23 protein-coding genes are annotated in these 19,207 nt (G+C 67.9%); 18 read left to right on the forward strand and 5 right to left on the reverse strand.

Annotation, left to right across the window (positions count from 1 at the left end; translation table 11 throughout):
• Positions 1-549 carry a pseudouridine synthase gene (locus ACQ5J0_RS04370; protein ID WP_462569300.1) on the reverse strand — a complete coding sequence of 183 codons (549 nt, stop codon included), beginning with the start codon at positions 547-549 and terminating at the stop codon, positions 1-3.
• A gap of 216 nt (positions 550-765) precedes the next feature.
• Between ACQ5J0_RS04370 and ACQ5J0_RS04375 the strand changes: the two genes are divergently transcribed.
• The 5 genes from ACQ5J0_RS04375 (at position 766) to ACQ5J0_RS04395 (ending at position 5,780) form a co-directional block, all read left to right on the forward strand.
• A complete protein-coding gene (locus tag ACQ5J0_RS04375) occupies positions 766-1,746 on the forward strand; it encodes a GGDEF domain-containing protein (RefSeq protein WP_462569301.1) in 981 nt (326 codons plus the stop codon).
• Between the two features lie 131 nt (positions 1,747-1,877).
• On the forward strand, positions 1,878-3,035 hold the full coding sequence (locus ACQ5J0_RS04380; RefSeq protein WP_462569302.1) for a PepSY-associated TM helix domain-containing protein: 1,158 nt from the start codon (positions 1,878-1,880) through the stop codon (positions 3,033-3,035).
• A complete protein-coding gene (locus tag ACQ5J0_RS04385; protein WP_462569303.1) occupies positions 3,032-3,238 on the forward strand; it encodes a hypothetical protein in 207 nt (68 codons plus the stop codon). Before ACQ5J0_RS04380 ends, ACQ5J0_RS04385 begins: the two co-directional genes overlap by 4 nt.
• Positions 3,239-3,251: 13 nt before the next feature.
• Positions 3,252-5,384 carry a TonB-dependent receptor gene (locus ACQ5J0_RS04390; RefSeq protein ID WP_462569304.1) on the forward strand — a complete coding sequence of 711 codons (2,133 nt, stop codon included), beginning with the start codon at positions 3,252-3,254 and terminating at the stop codon, positions 5,382-5,384.
• A 96-nt stretch (positions 5,385-5,480) separates the two neighbouring features.
• On the forward strand, positions 5,481-5,780 hold the full coding sequence (locus ACQ5J0_RS04395; protein WP_462569305.1) for a TFIIB-type zinc ribbon-containing protein: 300 nt from the start codon (positions 5,481-5,483) through the stop codon (positions 5,778-5,780).
• An 82-nt stretch (positions 5,781-5,862) separates the two neighbouring features.
• Here the strand turns inward: ACQ5J0_RS04395 and ACQ5J0_RS04400 are convergent, their stop codons facing one another.
• From ACQ5J0_RS04400 to ACQ5J0_RS04415, 4 genes are all read right to left on the reverse strand, one after another.
• Positions 5,863-6,537, reverse strand: coding sequence for a class I SAM-dependent methyltransferase (locus ACQ5J0_RS04400; protein ID WP_462569306.1), 675 nt, complete (start codon positions 6,535-6,537; stop codon positions 5,863-5,865).
• A 116-nt stretch (positions 6,538-6,653) separates the two neighbouring features.
• Positions 6,654-8,072, reverse strand: coding sequence for an efflux transporter outer membrane subunit (locus ACQ5J0_RS04405; RefSeq protein WP_462569307.1), 1,419 nt, complete (start codon positions 8,070-8,072; stop codon positions 6,654-6,656).
• Positions 8,069-9,124 carry an efflux RND transporter periplasmic adaptor subunit gene (locus ACQ5J0_RS04410; RefSeq protein WP_462569308.1) on the reverse strand — a complete coding sequence of 352 codons (1,056 nt, stop codon included), beginning with the start codon at positions 9,122-9,124 and terminating at the stop codon, positions 8,069-8,071. Before ACQ5J0_RS04410 ends, ACQ5J0_RS04405 begins: the two co-directional genes overlap by 4 nt.
• On the reverse strand, positions 9,124-9,843 hold the full coding sequence (locus ACQ5J0_RS04415) for an ABC transporter ATP-binding protein (RefSeq protein WP_462569309.1): 720 nt from the start codon (positions 9,841-9,843) through the stop codon (positions 9,124-9,126). Before ACQ5J0_RS04415 ends, ACQ5J0_RS04410 begins: the two co-directional genes overlap by 1 nt.
• Positions 9,844-10,014: 171 nt before the next feature.
• Between ACQ5J0_RS04415 and ACQ5J0_RS04420 the strand changes: the two genes are divergently transcribed.
• The 13 genes from ACQ5J0_RS04420 (at position 10,015) to glpD (ending at position 19,182) form a co-directional block, all read left to right on the forward strand.
• Positions 10,015-10,341: a helix-turn-helix domain-containing protein gene (locus tag ACQ5J0_RS04420; RefSeq protein ID WP_462570056.1), complete on the forward strand. Its 327-nt coding sequence runs from the start codon at positions 10,015-10,017 to the stop codon at positions 10,339-10,341.
• A 149-nt stretch (positions 10,342-10,490) separates the two neighbouring features.
• Positions 10,491-10,787 (forward strand): RebB family R body protein, encoded by a 297-nt coding sequence (locus ACQ5J0_RS04425; RefSeq protein ID WP_462569310.1) that lies wholly within the window; start codon positions 10,491-10,493, stop codon positions 10,785-10,787.
• A 74-nt stretch (positions 10,788-10,861) separates the two neighbouring features.
• Positions 10,862-11,140, forward strand: coding sequence for a RebB family R body protein (locus ACQ5J0_RS04430; protein ID WP_462569311.1), 279 nt, complete (start codon positions 10,862-10,864; stop codon positions 11,138-11,140).
• 56 nt (positions 11,141-11,196) lie between these two features.
• Positions 11,197-11,436 carry a RebB family R body protein gene (locus ACQ5J0_RS04435; protein ID WP_462569312.1) on the forward strand — a complete coding sequence of 80 codons (240 nt, stop codon included), beginning with the start codon at positions 11,197-11,199 and terminating at the stop codon, positions 11,434-11,436.
• Positions 11,437-11,531: 95 nt separating this feature from the next.
• Positions 11,532-11,810, forward strand: a complete 279-nt coding sequence (locus ACQ5J0_RS04440) for a RebB family R body protein (RefSeq protein WP_462569313.1) — start codon at positions 11,532-11,534, stop codon at positions 11,808-11,810.
• 34 nt (positions 11,811-11,844) lie between these two features.
• A complete protein-coding gene (locus tag ACQ5J0_RS04445) occupies positions 11,845-12,051 on the forward strand; it encodes a RebB family R body protein (RefSeq protein ID WP_462569314.1) in 207 nt (68 codons plus the stop codon).
• 3 nt (positions 12,052-12,054) lie between these two features.
• A complete protein-coding gene (locus ACQ5J0_RS04450; RefSeq protein WP_462569315.1) occupies positions 12,055-12,558 on the forward strand; it encodes a RebB family R body protein in 504 nt (167 codons plus the stop codon).
• A 12-nt stretch (positions 12,559-12,570) separates the two neighbouring features.
• Positions 12,571-12,924: a hypothetical protein gene (locus tag ACQ5J0_RS04455; RefSeq protein WP_462569316.1), complete on the forward strand. Its 354-nt coding sequence runs from the start codon at positions 12,571-12,573 to the stop codon at positions 12,922-12,924.
• A gap of 12 nt (positions 12,925-12,936) precedes the next feature.
• Positions 12,937-14,085: a nuclear hormone receptor family protein gene (locus tag ACQ5J0_RS04460; protein ID WP_462569318.1), complete on the forward strand. Its 1,149-nt coding sequence runs from the start codon at positions 12,937-12,939 to the stop codon at positions 14,083-14,085.
• Positions 14,082-14,348: a hypothetical protein gene (locus ACQ5J0_RS04465; RefSeq protein WP_462569319.1), complete on the forward strand. Its 267-nt coding sequence runs from the start codon at positions 14,082-14,084 to the stop codon at positions 14,346-14,348. The genes ACQ5J0_RS04460 and ACQ5J0_RS04465 overlap by 4 nt, the downstream gene beginning before the upstream one ends.
• Positions 14,349-14,389: 41 nt before the next feature.
• Positions 14,390-16,732 (forward strand): hypothetical protein, encoded by a 2,343-nt coding sequence (locus ACQ5J0_RS04470; protein WP_462569320.1) that lies wholly within the window; start codon positions 14,390-14,392, stop codon positions 16,730-16,732.
• Between the two features lie 82 nt (positions 16,733-16,814).
• Positions 16,815-17,696 (forward strand): S-methyl-5'-thioadenosine phosphorylase, encoded by an 882-nt coding sequence (gene mtnP / locus ACQ5J0_RS04475; RefSeq protein ID WP_462569321.1) that lies wholly within the window; start codon positions 16,815-16,817, stop codon positions 17,694-17,696.
• On the forward strand, positions 17,656-19,182 hold the full coding sequence (glpD, locus tag ACQ5J0_RS04480) for a glycerol-3-phosphate dehydrogenase (protein WP_462569322.1): 1,527 nt from the start codon (positions 17,656-17,658) through the stop codon (positions 19,180-19,182). Before mtnP ends, glpD begins: the two co-directional genes overlap by 41 nt.
• Positions 19,183-19,207 lie beyond the last annotated feature (25 nt).

Here is a 19,207-nt window from a genome sequence, read left to right on the forward strand (position 1 = left end):
TCAGACCGTGAGCTCGCGCCAGTCGCCGGGTGCCAGACCTTCCAGGCTCCAATCTCCGATCGACCAGCGCACCAGCCGCAGCGTGGGATGTCCGATCGCCGCGGTCATCCGGCGGACCTGCCGGTTGCGGCCCTCGCGGATGGTCACGCTGATCCAGCTGTCGGGGATGCTCTTGCGCACCCGGATCGGGGGATCGCGCGGCCAGAGCCCGGGCTCGGCAATGCGCTCGATCTGCGCCGGCAGGGTCGGTCCATCCTTCAGGCGCACACCTTTCCGTAGCGCTTCGAGGCTCGCCTCGTCCGGCTCGCCCTCGACCTGGACGAGATAGGTCTTCGCGGCCTTGAAGCGCGGGTCGGCGATCCGCGCCTGCAGCTTGCCGTCGTCGCACAGCAGCAGCAGGCCCTCGCTGTCGCGGTCGAGCCGCCCGGCGGGATAGACCCCCGGGATCTCGATAAAGTCGGACAGCGTCTGCCGCGCCGTTTCGGTCCCCCGATCGGTGAATTGCGACAGCACCCCGTGGGGCTTGTTGAATGCGATCAGCCGCGCCATTCCGTTTCCCTCATCCTAGGCGCGATCCCATCCTGCGCAGCACGGCGCAAGGTGCCGCCGGCAAAAAGCCGGGTGAGGCCGATGCCGGACCTGTACAATCCCATCGCCGCTCCCATTGCTAAACGCGCCGTTTACCCATCATGGTTATGGGGTGGTTATGGTGTCTAAGGATCCCTTCAGGGTCGCAGCTGAAACTCGAGGTCAAGAGCGGAACCGATGAATCAATTTGCCGCACGGCGGGACTTCGCGGTCGGACTGGCCCATCCCGACAACGACGGTCCTCATCCGATGGATCTGTACGATCAGGCCGCCTCGCTGGTCCCGATGGGTGCATGGTCGTGCGATCTCGCCAGCGAACGGCTCACCTGGACCAACGGGGTATTCGACATTTTCGGCCTGTCGACCGATCGCGCCCCCGAACGCCGCGAAACCGTCGAGCTGTTCGACGAGGAATCGCGCGAACGGCTCGATCGCAAGCGGACGAAGGCGATCGAATCCTGCTCGGGCTTCACGCTCGATGCCGGCATCGTCCGCCCCGACGGCGCCAAACGCTGGATTCGCATCACCGCGTCGACCCGCGGCTCCCATGGCCGCGTCGACACCCTGTTCGGCATGAAGCAGGACATCACCGAGGACCGCCTGCGATGGGAGGCCCTGCGCGCGCAGGCTGAATGCGATCCGCTGACCGGTGTCGCCAACCGCGTGCGCTTCCAGCGCTTTCTGGACCGGACCGAAGCCGAGGCGCCGGGCGGCCATCTCGGCACATTGATCCTGTTCGACATCGACAATTTCAAACGCCTCAACGACCAGTGGGGCCACGCCGCGGGGGATGCCTGCCTCGTGGCTTTCGGACAGCGGCTGCGGCAGGCCTTCCCCCAGGCTGGGCTGGTCTCGCGCATCGGTGGCGACGAATTTGCCGTGCTGCTGCCGCAATCCGAATCGCCCACCAAAGCGGAAGCGGCCGTGCAGGCCTTGATGGGCACTCTCCTGCGACCCGTCCCCTGGAACGGAGAGTTTCTGCCGCTCAACGTGTCGGTCGGCATTGCCGTGACCAGCGCCGAGACCGAGCCCGATCCGCAGCAAATGTATGTGACGGCGGATGAAGCGCTCTACAATGCCAAGGCAACGGGTTCGACGGTCCTTGCCAAGGCGCGAACGATCGGCAGGCCGGCCCGGCTTCGGGCGCTGCAAGGATAGCATCCCTGGCGGCTGCGCGCCGAACGGGATCGGCCGGACCGCGCCTTTGGACTGCTGCGCCAAGGTCGATGAAATGCTATTGCGAGCTATTCTCATTGACGCGATAGACTAGCGCATCTAGCTGCGCGGCTGTGACCCGCAGCACCATCCTAACCTGGTATCTGATCCACAAGTGGAGCAGCCTGATCTGCACGGCGTTTCTGCTGATGCTGTGCGTCACCGGTCTGCCGCTGATCTTCCACGACGAGATCGATGCCGCGATGGGCGGCGATGCCGAAAGCGCGCTGGCGGGTGCGCCCTCTGCCGAATCCGGCCTCCCGCTCGATACCATGCTCGCCACGGCGCTGGCCGAACGCCCCGGCGAAGTGCCGCTGTTCATGGCCTTCAGCCAGGACAGTCCGCTGCTGACCGTCACCACCGGCCCCGCCCCCGATGCGCCGGGTTCGGAGATGACGCTGCTGTTCTTCGACCGCGCGACCGGCGCCTCGCTGGGCCCCGCGCCGGGCAATCCGCTGATGGACTTCCTGCTCCAGCTCCACACCGACATGTTCCTGGGCCAGCCGGGTATGTGGGTGCTGGGCGCGATGGGGCTGCTGTTCGTGCTCGCGCTGGTCTCGGGCACCGTGCTCTACGCGCCCTTCATGCGGCGGCTGTCGTTCGGGACGGTGCGCAAGGCGCGCAGCGAGCGGGTCCGGCGGCTCGACCAGCACAATCTGATCGGCGTGGTCGCGCTCGCCTGGATGGCGGTGATCGGGCTGACCGGGGCGATCAACGCCTTCGCCGATCCGCTGATCGAGGGCTGGCGCGATGGCGAAGTCGCAGCGATGACCGCCGCCTATGCCGATGAGGCGCCGCTTCCCCCTGCGCGCTACGGTTCGCTCGACGCGGCGATGGCCTCGGCGCAGGCGGCGCTGCCGGGCAAGAGCCCGCAATTCATCGGCTTTCCGGGCGGCGACTGGTCCTCGGGCCATCATTACGCGATCTTCTTCCAGGGCGACCGCCCGGTGACGCAGCACCTGCTGACCCCGGCGCTGGTCGATGCCGCCAGTGGCGAGCTGACCGATGCGCGCAGTATGCCCGCGCTCAACCAGGCGCTGATGATCTCCAAGCCGCTGCATTTCGGCGATTACGGCGGGTTGCCGCTCAAGCTGGTGTGGACGCTGCTGACGCTGGCGACGATCTGGGTGCTGTGGACCGGGCTGCTGCTGTGGTTCCGGCGCGGCCCCGGCGCGATCGAGCGCCGGATCGAGGAAATCCGTACCGGCGCGCGCTCGAGGCTGACCGCATGAGCCGCATCAGCCGCCAGACCACTGCGCGCATCTTCCTGTGGCCGCTGGCGCTGGGCGTCGCCTCGCTCGCCGGGCTGATCCTCGGCCTCACCGGCGATGGCTGGCGCGATATCGCCGCCTGGCTGCTGCTCGGTCTCTGCCCGCTCGTCATCCTCGGCGCATTGCTGCGCCGCCCACCCAGTTCTCTCACCTCCCTTCGCTAGAAAGCATTTTACCATGTACCGTTTGCCGCGCGTTTCCGCCCTCGCCATCGCCACCGCGCTTGCCGTCATCGCCTCGCCGGCATGGGCGCAGCAGGCGGAGGAAATCGTCGTCACCGCGCAGGCCGAGAACGCCACCGAAGTGGTCAATGGCGGCGACGCCGGCGTGCTCGGCACCAAGCCCGCCGAGGACCTGCCCTTCTCGATCCGCAGCTTCGACGAATCGCTGATTCTCAACCAGCAGCCGCTGACGCTGGGCGATGTGCTCGAGAACGATCCGACGATCCGCGCGACCTATGCCTTCGGCAATGCGGCCGAGCTGTTCGTCATCCGCGGCTTTACGCTGGCGGGCGACGATCTGGGGCTGAACGGCCTTTACGGCATCGCCCCGCGGCAGATCGTCGCGCCCGAGCTTTACGAAAGCGTGCAGGTGCTGAACGGCGCCAGCGCCTTCCTCAACGGCGCGGCCCCCGGCGGCTCGGGCCTCGGCGGTTCGGTCAATCTCAAGCTCAAGCGCGCGGGGTCCGGACCGCTAACGCGCGCCACGGTCGGCTACACCTCGGACGCGCATTTCGGCGGCAGCTTCGACGTTTCGCGCCGGTTCGGGACCGGTGGCGAGTGGGGGCTGCGCGTCAACGGCGCCTATCGCGACGGCGAGGTCTCGGTCGACCGCGAGGACCGCCGCACGCAGGTGATCGGCGGCGCGCTCGATTACGACGGCGGCAATTTCCGCGCGGCACTCGACCTCGCCTATCAGAACATTCGGGTCGATCACCTGCGCCCCAAGGTGACGATCGGCGGATTGGGCGCGATCCCCGCGGTGCCCGAAGCCGACGCCAATTACGCGCAGGATTTCACCTTCACCGAATTGCGCGACGTGTTCGGGACGCTGAACCTGGAATGGGATGTGGCCGACAACGCCCTGCTCTATGCTCGGGCAGGCGCGAACGACAGCGCCGAAGAGGGCAATTACGGCGGCATCACCGTCACCGACGCCGTCACCGGTGCGGCGACCGGCAGCGCGAGCTACATCCCCTACGAGGCCAACAACGAAGCGCTCGAGGCGGGCATCCGCGTGAATCTGGGTGAGACTGTCACCCACGAGTTCAACTTCGGCGCGAACGTCAACTGGCAGACCTTCCGCACCGCCTATGATTTCCGCCTCGATTACCCGACGAACCTCTACGATACCCCGCAGGTGGCGTTTCCGCCATCCAATCCGGCGTCATGGAACCCCGGTGGGGACATCGACGATCCCTTCCCCATCGGGAAGAGCCGCCAGTGGAGCGCCTTCGCCTCCGACACGATCGGACTGTGGGACGAGCGCATCCTCGTGACCGGCGGCATGCGCCTGCAGACGATCCGCACCGAAGGGTTCAGCTACGACGACGGCAGCCGCTCGACTTTCTACGAAGAGAATGCGGTGACCCCGGTGGTCGGCGTGGTGTTCAAGCCGCTGCCCTATGTGTCGCTCTACGCCAACCGGATCGAGGCGCTGCAGCCGGGACCGGTGGCATCGACCGATCCGATCGACAATCTCGTGAACCCGGGCGAACCCCTCGCCCCGCGTAAGTCGACGCAATACGAGGCGGGTGCCAAGCTCGCGCTCGGGAGCCTCCTCTACGCTGGCCTCGCGGTCTACCAGATCGAACGCCCTGGCGAGGGCGTAATCGTGGAGGACGATGGCGGGCGGCGGTTCGGCTATCTCGGCGAGCAGCGCAATCGCGGAATCGAGTTCACCGTCAACGGCGAGCCGGTCGAGGGCGTCCGGATCATTGCCGGTCTCGCGACGATCGACGCCAAGCTCGAGAGCGGGGCCGAGGTCGCGGGCGTGCCCGGATTCACCGCCAACGCCAATCTCGAATGGGATCTGCCCTTCGCGCCCGGGCTGACGCTCACCGGCCGGATGACCCACACCGGCAAGCAGTGGACCGACACCGCCAACACGCTGCGGCTCGACGACTGGACCGTGTTCGACCTCGGCGCGCGCTACGTGCTCGCGGCGGGCGAGACCCCGGTCACGCTGCGGCTCACGGTCGATAACGTCGCCAACGAGCGCTACTGGGCTTCGAGCTTCGATCCGTTCAACGCTGCCCTGCTGCAGGGCTCGCCGCGCACGATCAAGGCCTCGATCTCGGCGGATTTCTGAATGGCGCGAAGCGGGTCCCGCGCGGGCCTGCTTCGATTGTCATTCGCCGGCAAGACCCTATCTTGGCCGGGAACCACCGATGGAGAGACAATCGCAATGAACGACAAAGTCGCAGCAATGGCTTGCCCCGTGGACGGCACTGCACTGGTGATGAGCGAGCGCTCGGGGATCGAGATCGACTATTGCCCCGCCTGCCGCGGCGTCTGGCTCGATCGCGGTGAACTCGACAAGATCATCGAGCGCAACACGCAAGCCGCGGCGCCGCAGCAGCAAGCGGCCCCGCCGCCGCCGCAGGATCCGCGCGGCTACGGCCACGATCAGGCGCGCGGCTATGGCAACGCCGGCTATCGCCAGCCCAAGCGCAAGAAGTCGTTTCTCGAAGAGCTGTTCGACTGATCGCCGACCTGCGCTAGCCGCGCTTGCGGCCGACCAGCAGCCCCTTGGTCCCGCCGCCTTCGAATGCGAAGTCGATATCCTGCTATGTCCGCCGCCAGCGGTGCGCGACCACGCGTTCGCCCGGCCGCGCCGCATCGTCGAGCAGGACGATCCCGCCAATGGTGAGGCGCTCGAAGAGCCGCTCGGCGATACCGCGGGCATAGGGGTGGACCGCCCATGGCGGACCGTCGATGACCAGCAAGTCGATCTGGTCCGGGATTTCGCCGAGATCGTACCAGACCCCGGGCCAGGCCGGGTCGCGCAGGGTCAGCGGTGCATGATGGAATTGCGCCTGCAGACCGTGTTCCGCCAGCCAGCCGCGCATCTGCTCGACGAAGGGTTCGTGCTGGTCGTAGCTGTGCAGCGTGCCGCCGCCATGGCCGGCAAGCGCCTTGGCGATGACCAGCGAGGTCGCGCCCGATCCCAGTTCGACGACGTTCTGCGGGCGAAGCGTCTCGATCTGATCGACGAGCCGGTGGAGCAGATAGGTATCCGCCTTCCAGCTGCCGAGATGGGGAAGCGCATCGTGCGGGAGACCGACCCGGTCGAGCAGAGCCTGCTTCTGCGCCTGCGTGCCGCCATAGAGGCTCTTGAGCAGCCATGGCCACTGGATCGCGGCAAACGCCAGCTGGAAGATCCGCTCGCGTAACTTGCGCGCATCTCCGCCGGGTGCGGAGGTTTCCTTGGCCATCAGGCCGGTCAGGTTCTTCGTGGTCAAGCTGGATTCCCGTCCTGCGCCCGCGCGCCGCAATTGGCGAGCGCCGGGGATTTGATCCAAGATCATGATCGATGATGTGAATATCGATCACCGCGCGACCTATAGGCGACGGGGCGTTACGGTACCGTGGCAGTCGGAGGCGTCCCGCCGAGCGCCTGCCATAGCAGCACCCGTGCGCGAAGAGCTCTGCCCGATGCGGCGGCGGCGCGTTCGCCGCTCGCATCCGCGGTGCGCCGGGCTTCGAGAACCGTGAGGAAATCCGACAGTCCGGCGCGAAAGCGGGTCTCCGCCAGCCGCGCTGCGCGATCGACGCTGGCGCGCTCCTGCTGGGCGGCAGCGAGTTCGCGATCGGCGGCAGCGATCAGACCATAAGCCGTCTCGGCGTCGCCCAGCGCCGTGAACACCGCATCGCGATAGCTCGCGAAAGCCAGACGCTTGCCTGCCGCGGCAGCGTCGATATCGGCCTGGATGCGCCCGAAATCGAGCAGCGGAGCGAGCAGGCTCGCGCCTGCGGAGCCGACCACCGCTTCCTCGTCGAACAGGTCGCCCAGATCGAAGGACAGCAGACCGAGCGTGGCGGAAAGCGTCAGCTGCGGGAACCGCCGCGCGGCCGCAGCCGCGAGCTCGGCATCCTCCGCCGCCAAGGTGGCCGCCGCAGCCAACACATCGGGCCGGTTGGTCAGCAAACGGCTCGGGAGCGCCACTGGCGGCGCCGGCTCGACCGGTTCCGCCGCGGACGATGCCAATACCTCCACCACTCGCTGCCCCGGCTGACCCGTCAGCGCGACCAACCGCCCGGCGATTCGCGCGCGCTCGCTCGCCAGCGCGGCAATCCGGCTGCGGCTCGCCGCCGCGGCGCCTTCTGCGCGCACCCGGTCGAAGCCCGGCGCGATGCCGGCGCGCTCGCGCACCCCGGCCAACCGCATCAATTCCTCGGCCGCGGCGAGGTCCTGTTCGAGTGCGGTCTGCCGCGCCGCGAGCGTGCGCCAGTCGATGGTTGCGGCGGCGATTTCGGCCAGCAGAGCGTTGCGGACGGCCGCAGCGGCAAATCCCGCAGCGTCGAGCCGGGCTTGTGCCGCCTGTTCGCGGGCGCGCAACCGCCCAAAGAGGTCCATATCCCAACTGGCAGTCACATTGGCACCATAGCGCAGCCGTTCGCTATCGACGGCAGTGCCCGCCGGAAGCGGGCCGCCGAACTGGTCGGGATTGCTCCGCACCCCCGTGACCGAAGCATCGCCGCCGATCGATGGCAGCCGCTCCGCGCCGGTTCGAGCGACACCCGCACGCGCGATTTCGATGCGGGCCACGGCCTCGGCCAGCGTCGGTGCGTCGGTCAGCGCAAGCGCGGTGAGGCCCCTGAAGGCCGGATCCTCCGAAGGCAGCAGAGCGGCCAGCGATTCGCCGGTGGCGGCATCCGGCGCGAAGGCGAAGCGCTCGGGCAAAGCCGGGAGCAACGTGTCGATCTCGGGCGCGGGGCCGGCCACGCAGGCGCCCAGGGCCAGCGCCGATGCGAGGACGAGAAGCCGAGCTTTCATTTCGCCGCACGCCCCGCTTCGGCGCGCTGCCTCGCGCCATCCTGCGCCGGGATGAAGGCATCGACCTGCTGGCCAACCCGGAACAGCCCGTCGGCAGCGGGCAGTTCGTAGATGATCTGCAGCACCCGGACATCGACCCGCTCTGCGGCGCTGTTGGTCAGCGAACGCTTGGGCACCACGCGCGGTTCGGCGCGGACGAAACGCGCCTTCACCTGCCGCTCCGCCGCGCCGCGCGGCGAAACGGTCGCCGGCTCACCCAGCGCAACGCGCGGTGCCTGCTCCTCGTCGACATCGACGCGGATATGCAGCGGGCGGGTCTCGCCCATCTCGATGAAAGCCTGCGACCCGCCACCACCTTGGGTCGAGAGATATTCGCCCGGTCTGATGTTGACCGCGAGGATCTCGCCCGTGATCGGCGCGCGGACGGTGGCGCGGCCCAGCTCGGTCTGCGCGCTGCCGACCTGCGCCTGCGCGCTGGCGAGCCTCGCCTGCGCCGCCGCGAGCCGCGCTTCCGCTAGCTGGCGGCGTTCGCGCGCCGCGTTCGCCTCGCCCTCCGCCCGGATGACCTCCGCGCGGCTGACCGCGGCGGGATCCTCGACCTCGCGGTAGAGCCCGAGCTGCCTCCCGGCCGTCGCCTCGGCGCTGCGGGCTTCGGCGATCGCGGCGCGGGCTTCGGCGATGGCGGCACGCGCCTCGCCGACCGCAGCACCGGTCTCCGCAATCCGCGAGCGGAGCGCGCGGGTATCGACCACGAACAGCGGTTGTCCCTTGGAGACATAGTCGCCGGGCTGCACGCGCAGATCGGTCACCAGACCCGACAGCGCCGTGCCGATCTGGATGGTCTCGCTCGAAGGCTCGACCACCCCCGCACCCGCAACGCGCGGCGAACCGGCCAGATCGCCGGTTGCGCGGGGCGGCTCGCGGGCCGGTTCCTCGAGCTGACGGTCGGGCAGGCCGGAGCCGACGAAGATCGCCGCCCCGACCAGCGCGATCACCGCGACCACTGGCAGGCCCTGACGCGAAAAGCTGAAATTCTCGGGAAGCAAGGCCATCAGTGGTCCTCCGGCATGGATGTGCCATCATGGGTGATCCGCCCATCTTCGAGCACGAGGATGCGGTCGGCGAGATCGAAGACGCGGTTGTCGTGCGTGACGATGATGCAGGCGCGGTCCTCGGCCACCGCGACCTCGCGCAGCAGGTCCATGACGCGCCGGCCCGAACGCGCGTCGAGCGCGGCGGTGGGCTCGTCGCACACCACCAGCCGCGGTTCGTGGACCAGCGCGCGGGCGATCGCGACCCGCTGCTGCTGGCCCCCGGAAAGCTGGTTGGGCAGCTTGTCGATCTGGTCGCCGATGGCGAGCTTTTCCATCATCGCGATTGCGCGGTCGCGGGCTTCGAGCCGGTTCATGCCCTGCGCGATCAGCGGCACCGCCGCGTTCGAGGCCGCGTCGATCGAGGGGATGAGATTGTACTGCTGGAAGATGAAACCGATATTGTTGAGACGGAACTCGACCAGCTGGGTGTCGGTGAGATTGTAGATGTCGGTGCCGAACACCTCGACCTCGCCCAGCGTGGGCCAGAGGATTCCGCACATGATCGAGATCAGCGTCGTCTTGCCCGAGCCGCTCTCGCCGACGAGATAGGTCAGCTCGCCCGCCTGCACCTCGAGATCGATCCCGTGGAGCACGGTGATGCTCTGCTGACCCGCCTTGAAATCGCGGGTCACGCCGCGCGAGCTGATCGCCGCGCCGGTGGAGGGGGAGCCGTTCACCGGAACACCGAGGCGGGTTCGGTCTTGAGGACGTTGCGCAAGGCCAGCCAGCCGGTCAGCGCGAGGATCAACGCGACCGCGGCGAGGCTGACCAGCGGCACCTGCCAAGGGATGTAGAACCCCTTTGGTTCTTGTTTCGAGGAGGCGATCGACCTTGCCGATCTCGCCGCGATCGGCGGGACGACGCCGCAGCGGATAAGCGCGGTGTTCCGCGCCGTCGTCGGAGTGTCGTTCAAAAAGCTGCTGCGCCAGATCCGCATTCTCGCCGCCTGCGAACGGCTGGTGCAGCAGCCCGCGACATCGATCACGCAGCTCGCCTTCCAGGTCGGCTTCGGCGATCTGAGCTATTTCGAGCGCAGCTTCCGCAGCGCGATCGGCGAAAGCCCGCGCCAGTTCCGCCAGCGGCGATTCGGCGAGCAGGCCCGGCTGCCATCGCTTTTGTCCGACTCGGCCGATTGCTCGCCCGCACCTGCCCGGAGCTCCGCCAACGCGACCTAATCCTGCCGATCAGGCCGCGTTTGGCGGCCGACCCGGAGAAAAACCCGGCCCCGCTTCGTCCAAGTATTCCGTGCCGCCACCCCGCATTCTCTCCCCAGCTCGACTCGCTTGGCAGACGGGCGATGCGACCCAGATTGAAAGGGGATGAAATGGCTTTTCCAACTCATGTGAACGACCAGATTACCGACTCGGTCACCCAGGCCAACGTCAAGGTGCTGGGCGACGCGCCGGCGATCGCGATGGGCAATCTCTATCAGGCGACCGCGCAGTCGCTCGCCAACGCGGCGCACAATGCCACCAATGCGCAGCAGCAGAGCTACGTCTCCTCGCAGGCGGCGACGACCATGGGGGTCGCCACGCTCTACTCGCTCGACACCGCCTCGACCGGGGTCGCGACCGAAGACATCTTCAAGGCCGGGCAGGCGCGCTCGGGCAGCCTGCTCTGATCCCAACCGAACCCCGCCGGACGAACGCTCGGCGCGGACAAAACCCGCTTTCCCCTCGATAAAGGAGCCAGACCATGGCCTTTCCGACATTCGTGAACGACCAGATCACCGATTCCGTCACCCAGGCCAACGTCAAGGTCCTGGGCGACGCGCCCGCGATCGCAATGGGCAATCTCTACCAGGCGACCGCCCAAGCACTGAGCAACGCCGCGCACAATTCCACCAATGCCGCGCAGCAGAGCTACGTCACCTCGCAGGCCGCGACCACCATGGGGGTCGCCACGCTCTACGCGCTCGACACGGCATCGACCGGTGTGGCGACCGAGGACATCCTCAAATCGGGCCTGACCTGAGGACGGCGCCCGAAACGCGGGCCGCGGCCCGTCGCGTGACAAGGCGTAGCTAGACCATGGCGAACCCCACCTCCGTCAACAGCCAGATCACGGATGCCGTGACCCAGGCCAATGTCGAGGCATTGGGCGCCGCTCCCGCGGTCGCCATGGGCAATCTCTATCAGGCGACCTCGCAGGCTCTGGCGAACGCCGCACACAATGCGACCGTCGCGCAGCAGCAGATGAATGTGGCGGCGCAGGCCGCGACCACCGCCGGGGTGGCGCTGCTCTACGCGATCCAGACCGGCAAGAAGTGATCGCAGGCGCAATCCCGCCCCCGCGATCGAGACGAAGCCCAGTGTGAACCCGCGGCACCGCATCGGCGTGCGCCGCACAGCAAAGGAAGCAGACAATGGCATTTCCCAGCCACGTGAACAGCCAGGTCACCGATTCGATCACCGAGGTCAACACGCTGGTGCTCGGCGATTCCCCGTCGATGGCCACCGGCAACATGTTCATCGCCACCAGCCAGGCGCTGGCCAACACCGCGCACAACGCGACCAACCAGCAGAACCAGGGCTTCATGACCTTCCAGGCGGCGACCTCGCAAGGCGTATCGACGCTCTATTCGCTCGACATCGCGTCGACCGGAACCGCGACCGCCGAGGTCTACCGGCGCGGGCTGCTCTAGCTGATAGAAACGCGGGCGCCGCCGGGCCCGGTCGATGGCCGCGCTGAAGGGCCTTGCACCGGTCACGGCGCTGACCATCGGCGAAGCGCCCTCGGCGGCGATGGCGATGACCTATCTGGCGATGGCCAACAGCATCGGTCACGCCATGGACAACGCCGTCGCCGCCCAGCAGCGCGGCCAGCTGATGGCCGAGGCGGCGACATTCCAGGTGCTGGCAATGGTTCTCAAAAGCGGAGCGTAAGTGATGCCCGATCAATATGTGAACGATCAGATCGTCGAATCGGTCGCGGACGTGGTCACGCTGAACATCGGCCAGGCCCCCTCGCAATCTTCGGCCATGCTCGATGTCGTGATGGCCGAGACGATCGGCATGAGCATGTACAATGCGGTGAGCCGCCAGCAGTCCTCGAGCACGGTGAGTTCGGCGGCGGTCACCGCGGCCTGCGCCAAGATGCTGCAGACCCCGTTTCCGATCATCCATCCCCGGCCGCCCATTCCCCCGCCCGACCACGGCGTCGAACCGCTGCCCCATGACGAGAGCATCGCGAGCGTTGATGCACGCGCCACCAAGGCGATCGACGAGCTCACCGGGATCGCGCGGGCGAGCGACGCCGCTGCCGCCACCGCGACGCTCGAGGCGCTCTCCGACCATATCGGGGATGCGATCAAATCGCTGCAGGGCGGCAATTCACCTTCTCCTCCGCCCAGCCCTCCATCCCCGCCAAGTCCTCCCAAAAGCAAGAAGTAGGAGAGCCGCACCATGACCCAGGTCAACCCGCTCATCACCGACGTCATCACCCAGACGCAGCGCGCCACGCTGACCAAGGGCCCGATCCAGGCCAGCGGCCAGGGCAAGGCCTATCAATCGGTGGCGCAATCGACCGCGATCGCGGTGCAGAATGCGACCGACGCGCTGCGCAATGTTACCACGGTGGCGAGCACCGCCGCCGGCGTCGCGCTGGCGCAGATCCTCGCAACCGGAAATGCGAAGCAATACCAGCCCGCGCTCGACACCGCGAAGGCCATGGTCACCACCGCGATCGAGGATTTCGCCGCGGTGGGCGAGGCTGCGGGCAAGGTGCTGAGCTCCTTCCCCTCGGGCCCCTCCAGCTAAGCGAGCCGCGCTATGACCGTCCAGCTCGCCGATACGCCGCTGACCAGCGCCTTCGCCCTGTCCGAGACCGGACGGCTGGTGATGGGGCTGATCGACGGCGGATTGCACTGGCTGGACTATGCGATCTCCGAGAGCGACCGGACCTACGGCTTTCCAGACGAGAGCACAATGGTCGCTGCAGTCCAGTCCGGGCTGCACGCCAACCGGCTGATGCTGCTGGGCGGGGTCGAACTGCCGGTCGCCCCGGTCAAGCTGATGACGATGAACCCGCGCGAACTGCAGATCCTGCGCCGCGCCGCGCTGGGGGAGATCGACCCCGAGGACCCGCAGGTGGAGGAAATCTTCTCCCGGCACAGCCTCGCCACGATTCAGGATCTGGCCGCGGTCGACGCCATGCTCGATCATCTCGAGATCGCCGACGAGCCGCTGTTCCAGACGATGACGCTGGACGACCGGCTGACCCTGCTGGCGCTGCAGACGGACGATCGCCTCGCCGATCCGGGCAAACCGGATCTGCGGCTCGAAGCGGCGCAATTCGCGCTCGATCAGGCTGGATCGCCGGTGGAATTCGCCGATTACCTGAGGGTCTTCCTCGATCTGATGCGCAATCTCGACGATCCCTTCGAAACCCCGGAAGAGCGCTATGAGCAAGCCGAACGCGCGGTCTATTCGCTGGGCCCGATCATGTTCGCGGCGCTCGACTGCCCCGACGCCCCGGGTCTGGTCGCCCCCGCTCAGGTCGAAGCGGCGATCAGCGAATGGATGCTCGCCGGGCGGCAGCTTGGCTTCCTGCGGATCTCGCAAGGGATCCAGCAGATCGTCGCCGAGGGAGGCTACACCAACCAGAGCGGAATGGCCGCCGAACTCGCGGTGCGCAGCTATCTCGACCGCGCCAACCGCGTGATCCAGTTCTACGGCATCGGCCCCGCCTTCATGCAGCAGGACGGCGCGACCTGCCTTTTCCCCGTCGGACCCAAGGAAGAAGCAGTCGTGCGTCTCGACCCCACCGGAGCGATCACGCTGGCGCGGTTCGACGGCGCGCCGATCGGGTTCTCAGATGCTTCCGAGCTGCCCGACCGCGCCGGCGATGGCCGGTTGGGGAGACGCGTTCCCAAGAGCAGAAAACCCGCCCGCAAAACCAGACGGAAGGCCAGGAAATGACCGCCAAAGGCAGCAAGAAATCCAGCCGCGATACACGGCATGCAAGCACGCTCGACGATGCGATGGCAGCCGCCGACGCGGCGATGAAGGAGGCCGGGAAAGCCTATGCGGCGGCCGGGCTGGATCGCAGCGCCCGCTTGTCGCTTGCCGAAAGCGCAATGCACGACGCGGGGAAGCTCGCGGAAGAGGCGGTCAGGACTGCGATGGCGCAGGTCGACGCGGCGATGGAGCAAATGCCGCAGCACAGGCGCGGCGACCGATGAGACGGGCGCCGTTCCTTCGCCTGCACGGCGAGCGCTAGGCGATGGCGCTGCCTCCCGCAAAACGCGCGCTGGAGCGGGTTGCGCAGGTCGCCGGCGCGCAGGCGAACCTGCCGATCGAGCTGGCTGCGCAGAAGGATCGGGCGTTCCTCTGGGGTGCGGCCGCGGTCCACCCGATGCAGGCGCTCGAGACCTCGTTTCGCCGGGTGGTTCGCGCCGCGGAAGAGCACGGCGGCGACCCTGCGCGGCAGCGCGAGCGCGAATCGGCCGCGATGGGGGAGTATTTCTTCTTCGAGGCCAGCAGCGTCCGTCTGCTCGGGGTCGGCCGCGAGGAAGGTTTCGACGGCATGCCCTATCCGCTTCCGGACGACGCGATGCGCCATGCGCGGCACGAATGGTACGCCGCGCGCGAAGCGCTCGCTGCCGGTGGCGGCGGTGCCGCGCGGATCGACGCGACCCGCCGGGCGCTGGAACGCGTGGCGCAGCCTTTCCTGCCGCCCGAGAACCCGGCCGGGGCGGTGGTGCCCAATGTGGCGCAGGCCAGGCTGCTGATCGCCGCCGCCGCGCCCGCGCCGGCGGTGCTCGCCAATCTCAAGCAGGCGATCACCCTGCTCGGCGCGGCGGTGGAAGGCGATGCCAGCGTCCAGACCTTCTACATCATCGAGCCCTTCTATCTCCAGCGCCTGCTGGTGGGCTTCCGCGTGCGCTCGCGGCACCAGCTGACCGACGACCAAGTGGCCAGTGCCAGCGGCGCGCTCACCGCCACGCTCAACCGGCAGCAATGGCTCACCGACTGGCTGGCGCATGCGATGATCGATCTCGAACGAGTCGTGATGAACCCGGACGTGCAGCCCCATGTCCGCTTCTTCCTCAAGGGCGGGCGCGCGCTGGCCTACCTGTTCGGCAGGCCTCAGGACGGCGCCAACGACTGGGACAGCCAGGTGCTGATCGACCCCGACCTGCCCGCCGACGAATGGTATGCGGTCTATCGCAAGGTCTCGAACCGGCTGCTGGTCGCGCTGATGCGCAAGAAGGCCGAGTTCTACTCGCTGCTCAACCTCAATGCCGCGCCGCTGATCGCCCTGCCGCTGCCGGTGGTCGTGCCGGCCGACCCGTTTGCCGACGCCGCGCCCGATCCCGGCACCATGCCCGAGACGCCCGCGGAGGATAGTGCGCTCGACGACGAGGAGATGCCCTACAGCCGCAGTTGCAAGGCCGAGCTGATCGATATCGGAATGCCGCGCCGCGACACGATCGAATGCCGCGAGCAATGGACCCAGCTCGCGCAGGATATCATCCGCCCCACCGAGGGCATGCCGATCCCCGGCTTTGCCTATTACATCGACGAATATCTCACCATGGTGCGCGAGTTCTTCGCCGGCGAACCGCGCGCGCAGGCCAAGGCGCACAAGCGCATCGAACGGCTCGCCGAGCTGTTCGCGCACGATGGCGCGGCGATCGCGATCCTCGCCGCCTATCTGCGCATTCCCAATGGCATTCTGCAGATCGCGGCGCAGCCGGTGGAAGCCTTCGCCGCGAGCCAGCTCCCGCCGGCGCGGCAGCCGCTGCAATTCGCGCTGATCGAGTTGCTCGACCAGTTCGCGACGGCCTACGAGATGGAGCTCGAACCGCTGCTTGCCGCCGAGTTCGCCGAATATTTCATCGAATGGATGCCGCAGGCCGAAGCGCTTTCCCAGCACAACGCCCTCGCCCGCTTCGGGCTGTCGGTCGATGCCGCGCCGATGGCCGATGCGATCGGCTTTGGTCAGTGGCTGTCGGACCGGCTGCAGGCGCATGTCGCGGGCCGAGCGGCGCTGATCGCGACCCAGCGCGAGGCGATCGACGCGCTGATCCGCGCGCTCTACGCCGCCTCGGTCTTCGACCAGCACAGCGAGCTCGAACTTCAGATGGCGATCGGCGGGAGTCTCGCCGCGGCGCTGCATGCACAGTACGAGCACGCTCGCGGCGTGACGCTCGAGCCGGTCGGCAAGGTCACGATCGGGCTCTATTACACCGACCGCGCGACCGACCCGGCCACGGCGATCGAACTGGTCAAGCCGCTGCTCGCTCCCTTCGTCGATCCGCAGCCCGGCGCGCTGTTCCAGATGGACGACAGCCATCCCGGCCGGCTGCTGCTGTTCGCCGCCAATGTCGAAATCATCGAACCCTTCGGGCCCTACCAGCCGCTGGTGATCGAGATCGTGGCCAGGCGGGTGCGGGTGCGGCCGCTGATCAGCTTCATCTGGGGGTTCCCAGTGCTCAGCCTGCGCGATCTGATCATCGAATACCAGATGCGCGCCGCGCATGTGGTCGAGTTCGCGATGCGCGGCGTGCTGCGCCGGACCGCGCGCTCGCTCACCGACATGCTGATGAAGGTGCGGCAATAGGCGCGCGCGGTCCTGCCTGCGCTTGCAGCGGCGCGATAAGCCGCTAACCCCGCGCTTGCGATATCAGCGAACGGGGATTGCAGTGAGCGACGAGTGGGTCATCGGCATTATCGGCGGTTCGGGTCTCTACGCCATCGAGGCTCTGGAGGACGAGCAGTGGATCGCGGTCCAGTCGCCCTGGGGCGAACCCTCCGACGAGATCCTCTGCGGGCGGATCGGCCACGTCCAGGTCCGCTTCCTGCCGCGCCATGGCCGCGGGCACCGCGTGCTTCCCGGCCGACTCAACGCCCGCGCCAATATCGACGCGCTCAAACGCGCGGGCTGCACCGATATTCTCGCGATCTCGGCGGTCGGCTCGCTGAGCGAGGAGCTTGCGCCGGGCGCTTTCGTGCTGGTCGACCAGTTCATCGACAACACCAAGGGCCGGCCCTCGACCTTCTTCGATACCGGCTTCGTCGCGCATGTCTCGATGGGCGATCCGGTGTGCGGGCGGCTCACCGATCTCACCGCCAACGCGGTCGAGCAGGCCGGCGGCGAGCCGCACCGCGGCGCCACCTATCTGGCGATGGAAGGCCCGCAATTCTCGACCCGCGCGGAGAGCAAGCTCTACCGCCAATGGGGCGCGCAGGTGATCGGCATGACCGGCATGCCCGAAGCCAAGCTCGCGCGCGACGCCGAGCTGCCCTATGCGCTGCTCGCCATGGTGACCGACTGGGACAGCTGGCGCGACGGCGAGGCGGCGGTCGATGTCGGCGCGATCCTGGCGCAGATGGCCGCGAATGGCGAACTGGCGCGCCGCACGGTGGAGGAACTGGTGCGCGCGCTGCCGCCCCGCCGCGAGCCCTCGCCGATCGACCGCGCGCTCGACTTTGCGGTCATCACCGCGCCCGAACAACGCGACCGCGGGCTGATGACCAAGCTCGATGCCGTCGCCGGACGCTTGCTGGCGCAGGATCGGAGCTGACTTGCAGGATCTGCTGGTCATAGGCGGCGGGATCAACGGGGTCGGGATCGCCCGCGACGCCGCCGGGCGCGGGCTCTCGGTGACTCTGTGCGAGAAGGACGATCTCGCCTCGCACACCTCCTCGGCGAGCACCAAGCTGGTCCACGGCGGCCTGCGCTATCTCGAGCAATACGAGCTCCGGCTGGTGGCCGAGGCGCTGCGCGAACGCGAGGTGCTGCTCAAGGCCGCGCCGCATATCATCTGGCCGCTGCGCTTCGTGCTCCCGCACGACAAGGGGCTGCGTCCCGGCTGGATGCTGCGGATCGGGCTGGCGCTCTACGACACCATCGGCGGGCGCCGCAGCCTGCCCGGCAGCCGCGGGGTGGATCTGACCAAGCCGCCGCATCGCGGCGTGCTGCAGGACCGGCTGAAACGGGGGTTCGAATATTCGGACTGCTGGGTCGAGGATGCCCGGCTGGTGGTGCTGTGCGCGATGGATGCGCGCGAGCGCGGTGCACAGATCCTCACGCGGACCGAATGCGTGGCGCTCGAACGCCACAAGTCGCACTGGCGCGCCACCCTGCGCAGCGCCGACGGCACGACGCAAACCGTCGGGGCGCGCGCGCTCGCCAATGCCGCCGGTCCCTGGGTCGATACGGTCGCGCGCAAGGCGCTGGGCGCCGGGACACCCGCGCGGCTCAGGCTGGTCAAGGGCAGCCACATCATCGTGCCGCGCAAGTTTCCCGGCGAGCACGCCTATATCTTCCAGAACGGCGACGGGCGGGTGGTCTTCGCGATCCCCTACGAGCGCGACTTCACGCTGATCGGGACCACCGACCAGCTGTTCGAGGGCGATCTCGACAGCGTGCGGATCGCGCAGGAGGAACGCGCCTATCTGCGCGAGGCCGCCGGAGAGTATTTCAAAAGCGGCATCTCGGACAACGAGATCGTCTCCACTTATGCCGGCGTCCGGCCGCTCTACGAGGACAGCTCCGCCAGGAACTCCACCGTCACCCGCGACTACGCCTTCGAGCTGGAAACGGCGGGCGGGGCGCCGATCCTGTCGGTCTATGGCGGCAAGATCACCACCTTCCGCAAGCTCGCCGAACACGCGCTGGCCAGGCTCGCGCCGCATCTGCCCATGGGGCCGAAATGGACCCGCGACGCACCGCTCCCGGGCGGCGAGATGAACGATTTCGCCGCTTTCCTGCGGCGCGCCAGCGAACGTTACGCCTGGTTGCCGCCCGCAATGCTGCTGCGGCTGGCCCGCGCCTACGGCACGCGGATCGACCGGGTTATCGGCACCGCCGACGGGCTCGACCGGCTGGGCGATCATTTCGGCGGAGATCTCTACGAGGCGGAGCTGAATTACCTGGTAAACGAGGAGTTTGCGCGGAGCCCGCAGGACATCCTCTGGCGCCGCAGCAAGCTGGGGCTGCACCTGCCCGCGGAAACGGAACGGCGCGTCGCGGATTGGTTGGACAAGCTGGGCGGCAACTTCGCTTGATCGCCCGTGCGAGCGGGTCCAAGGG

This window comes from Qipengyuania sp. SM2512 (assembly GCF_054954005.1).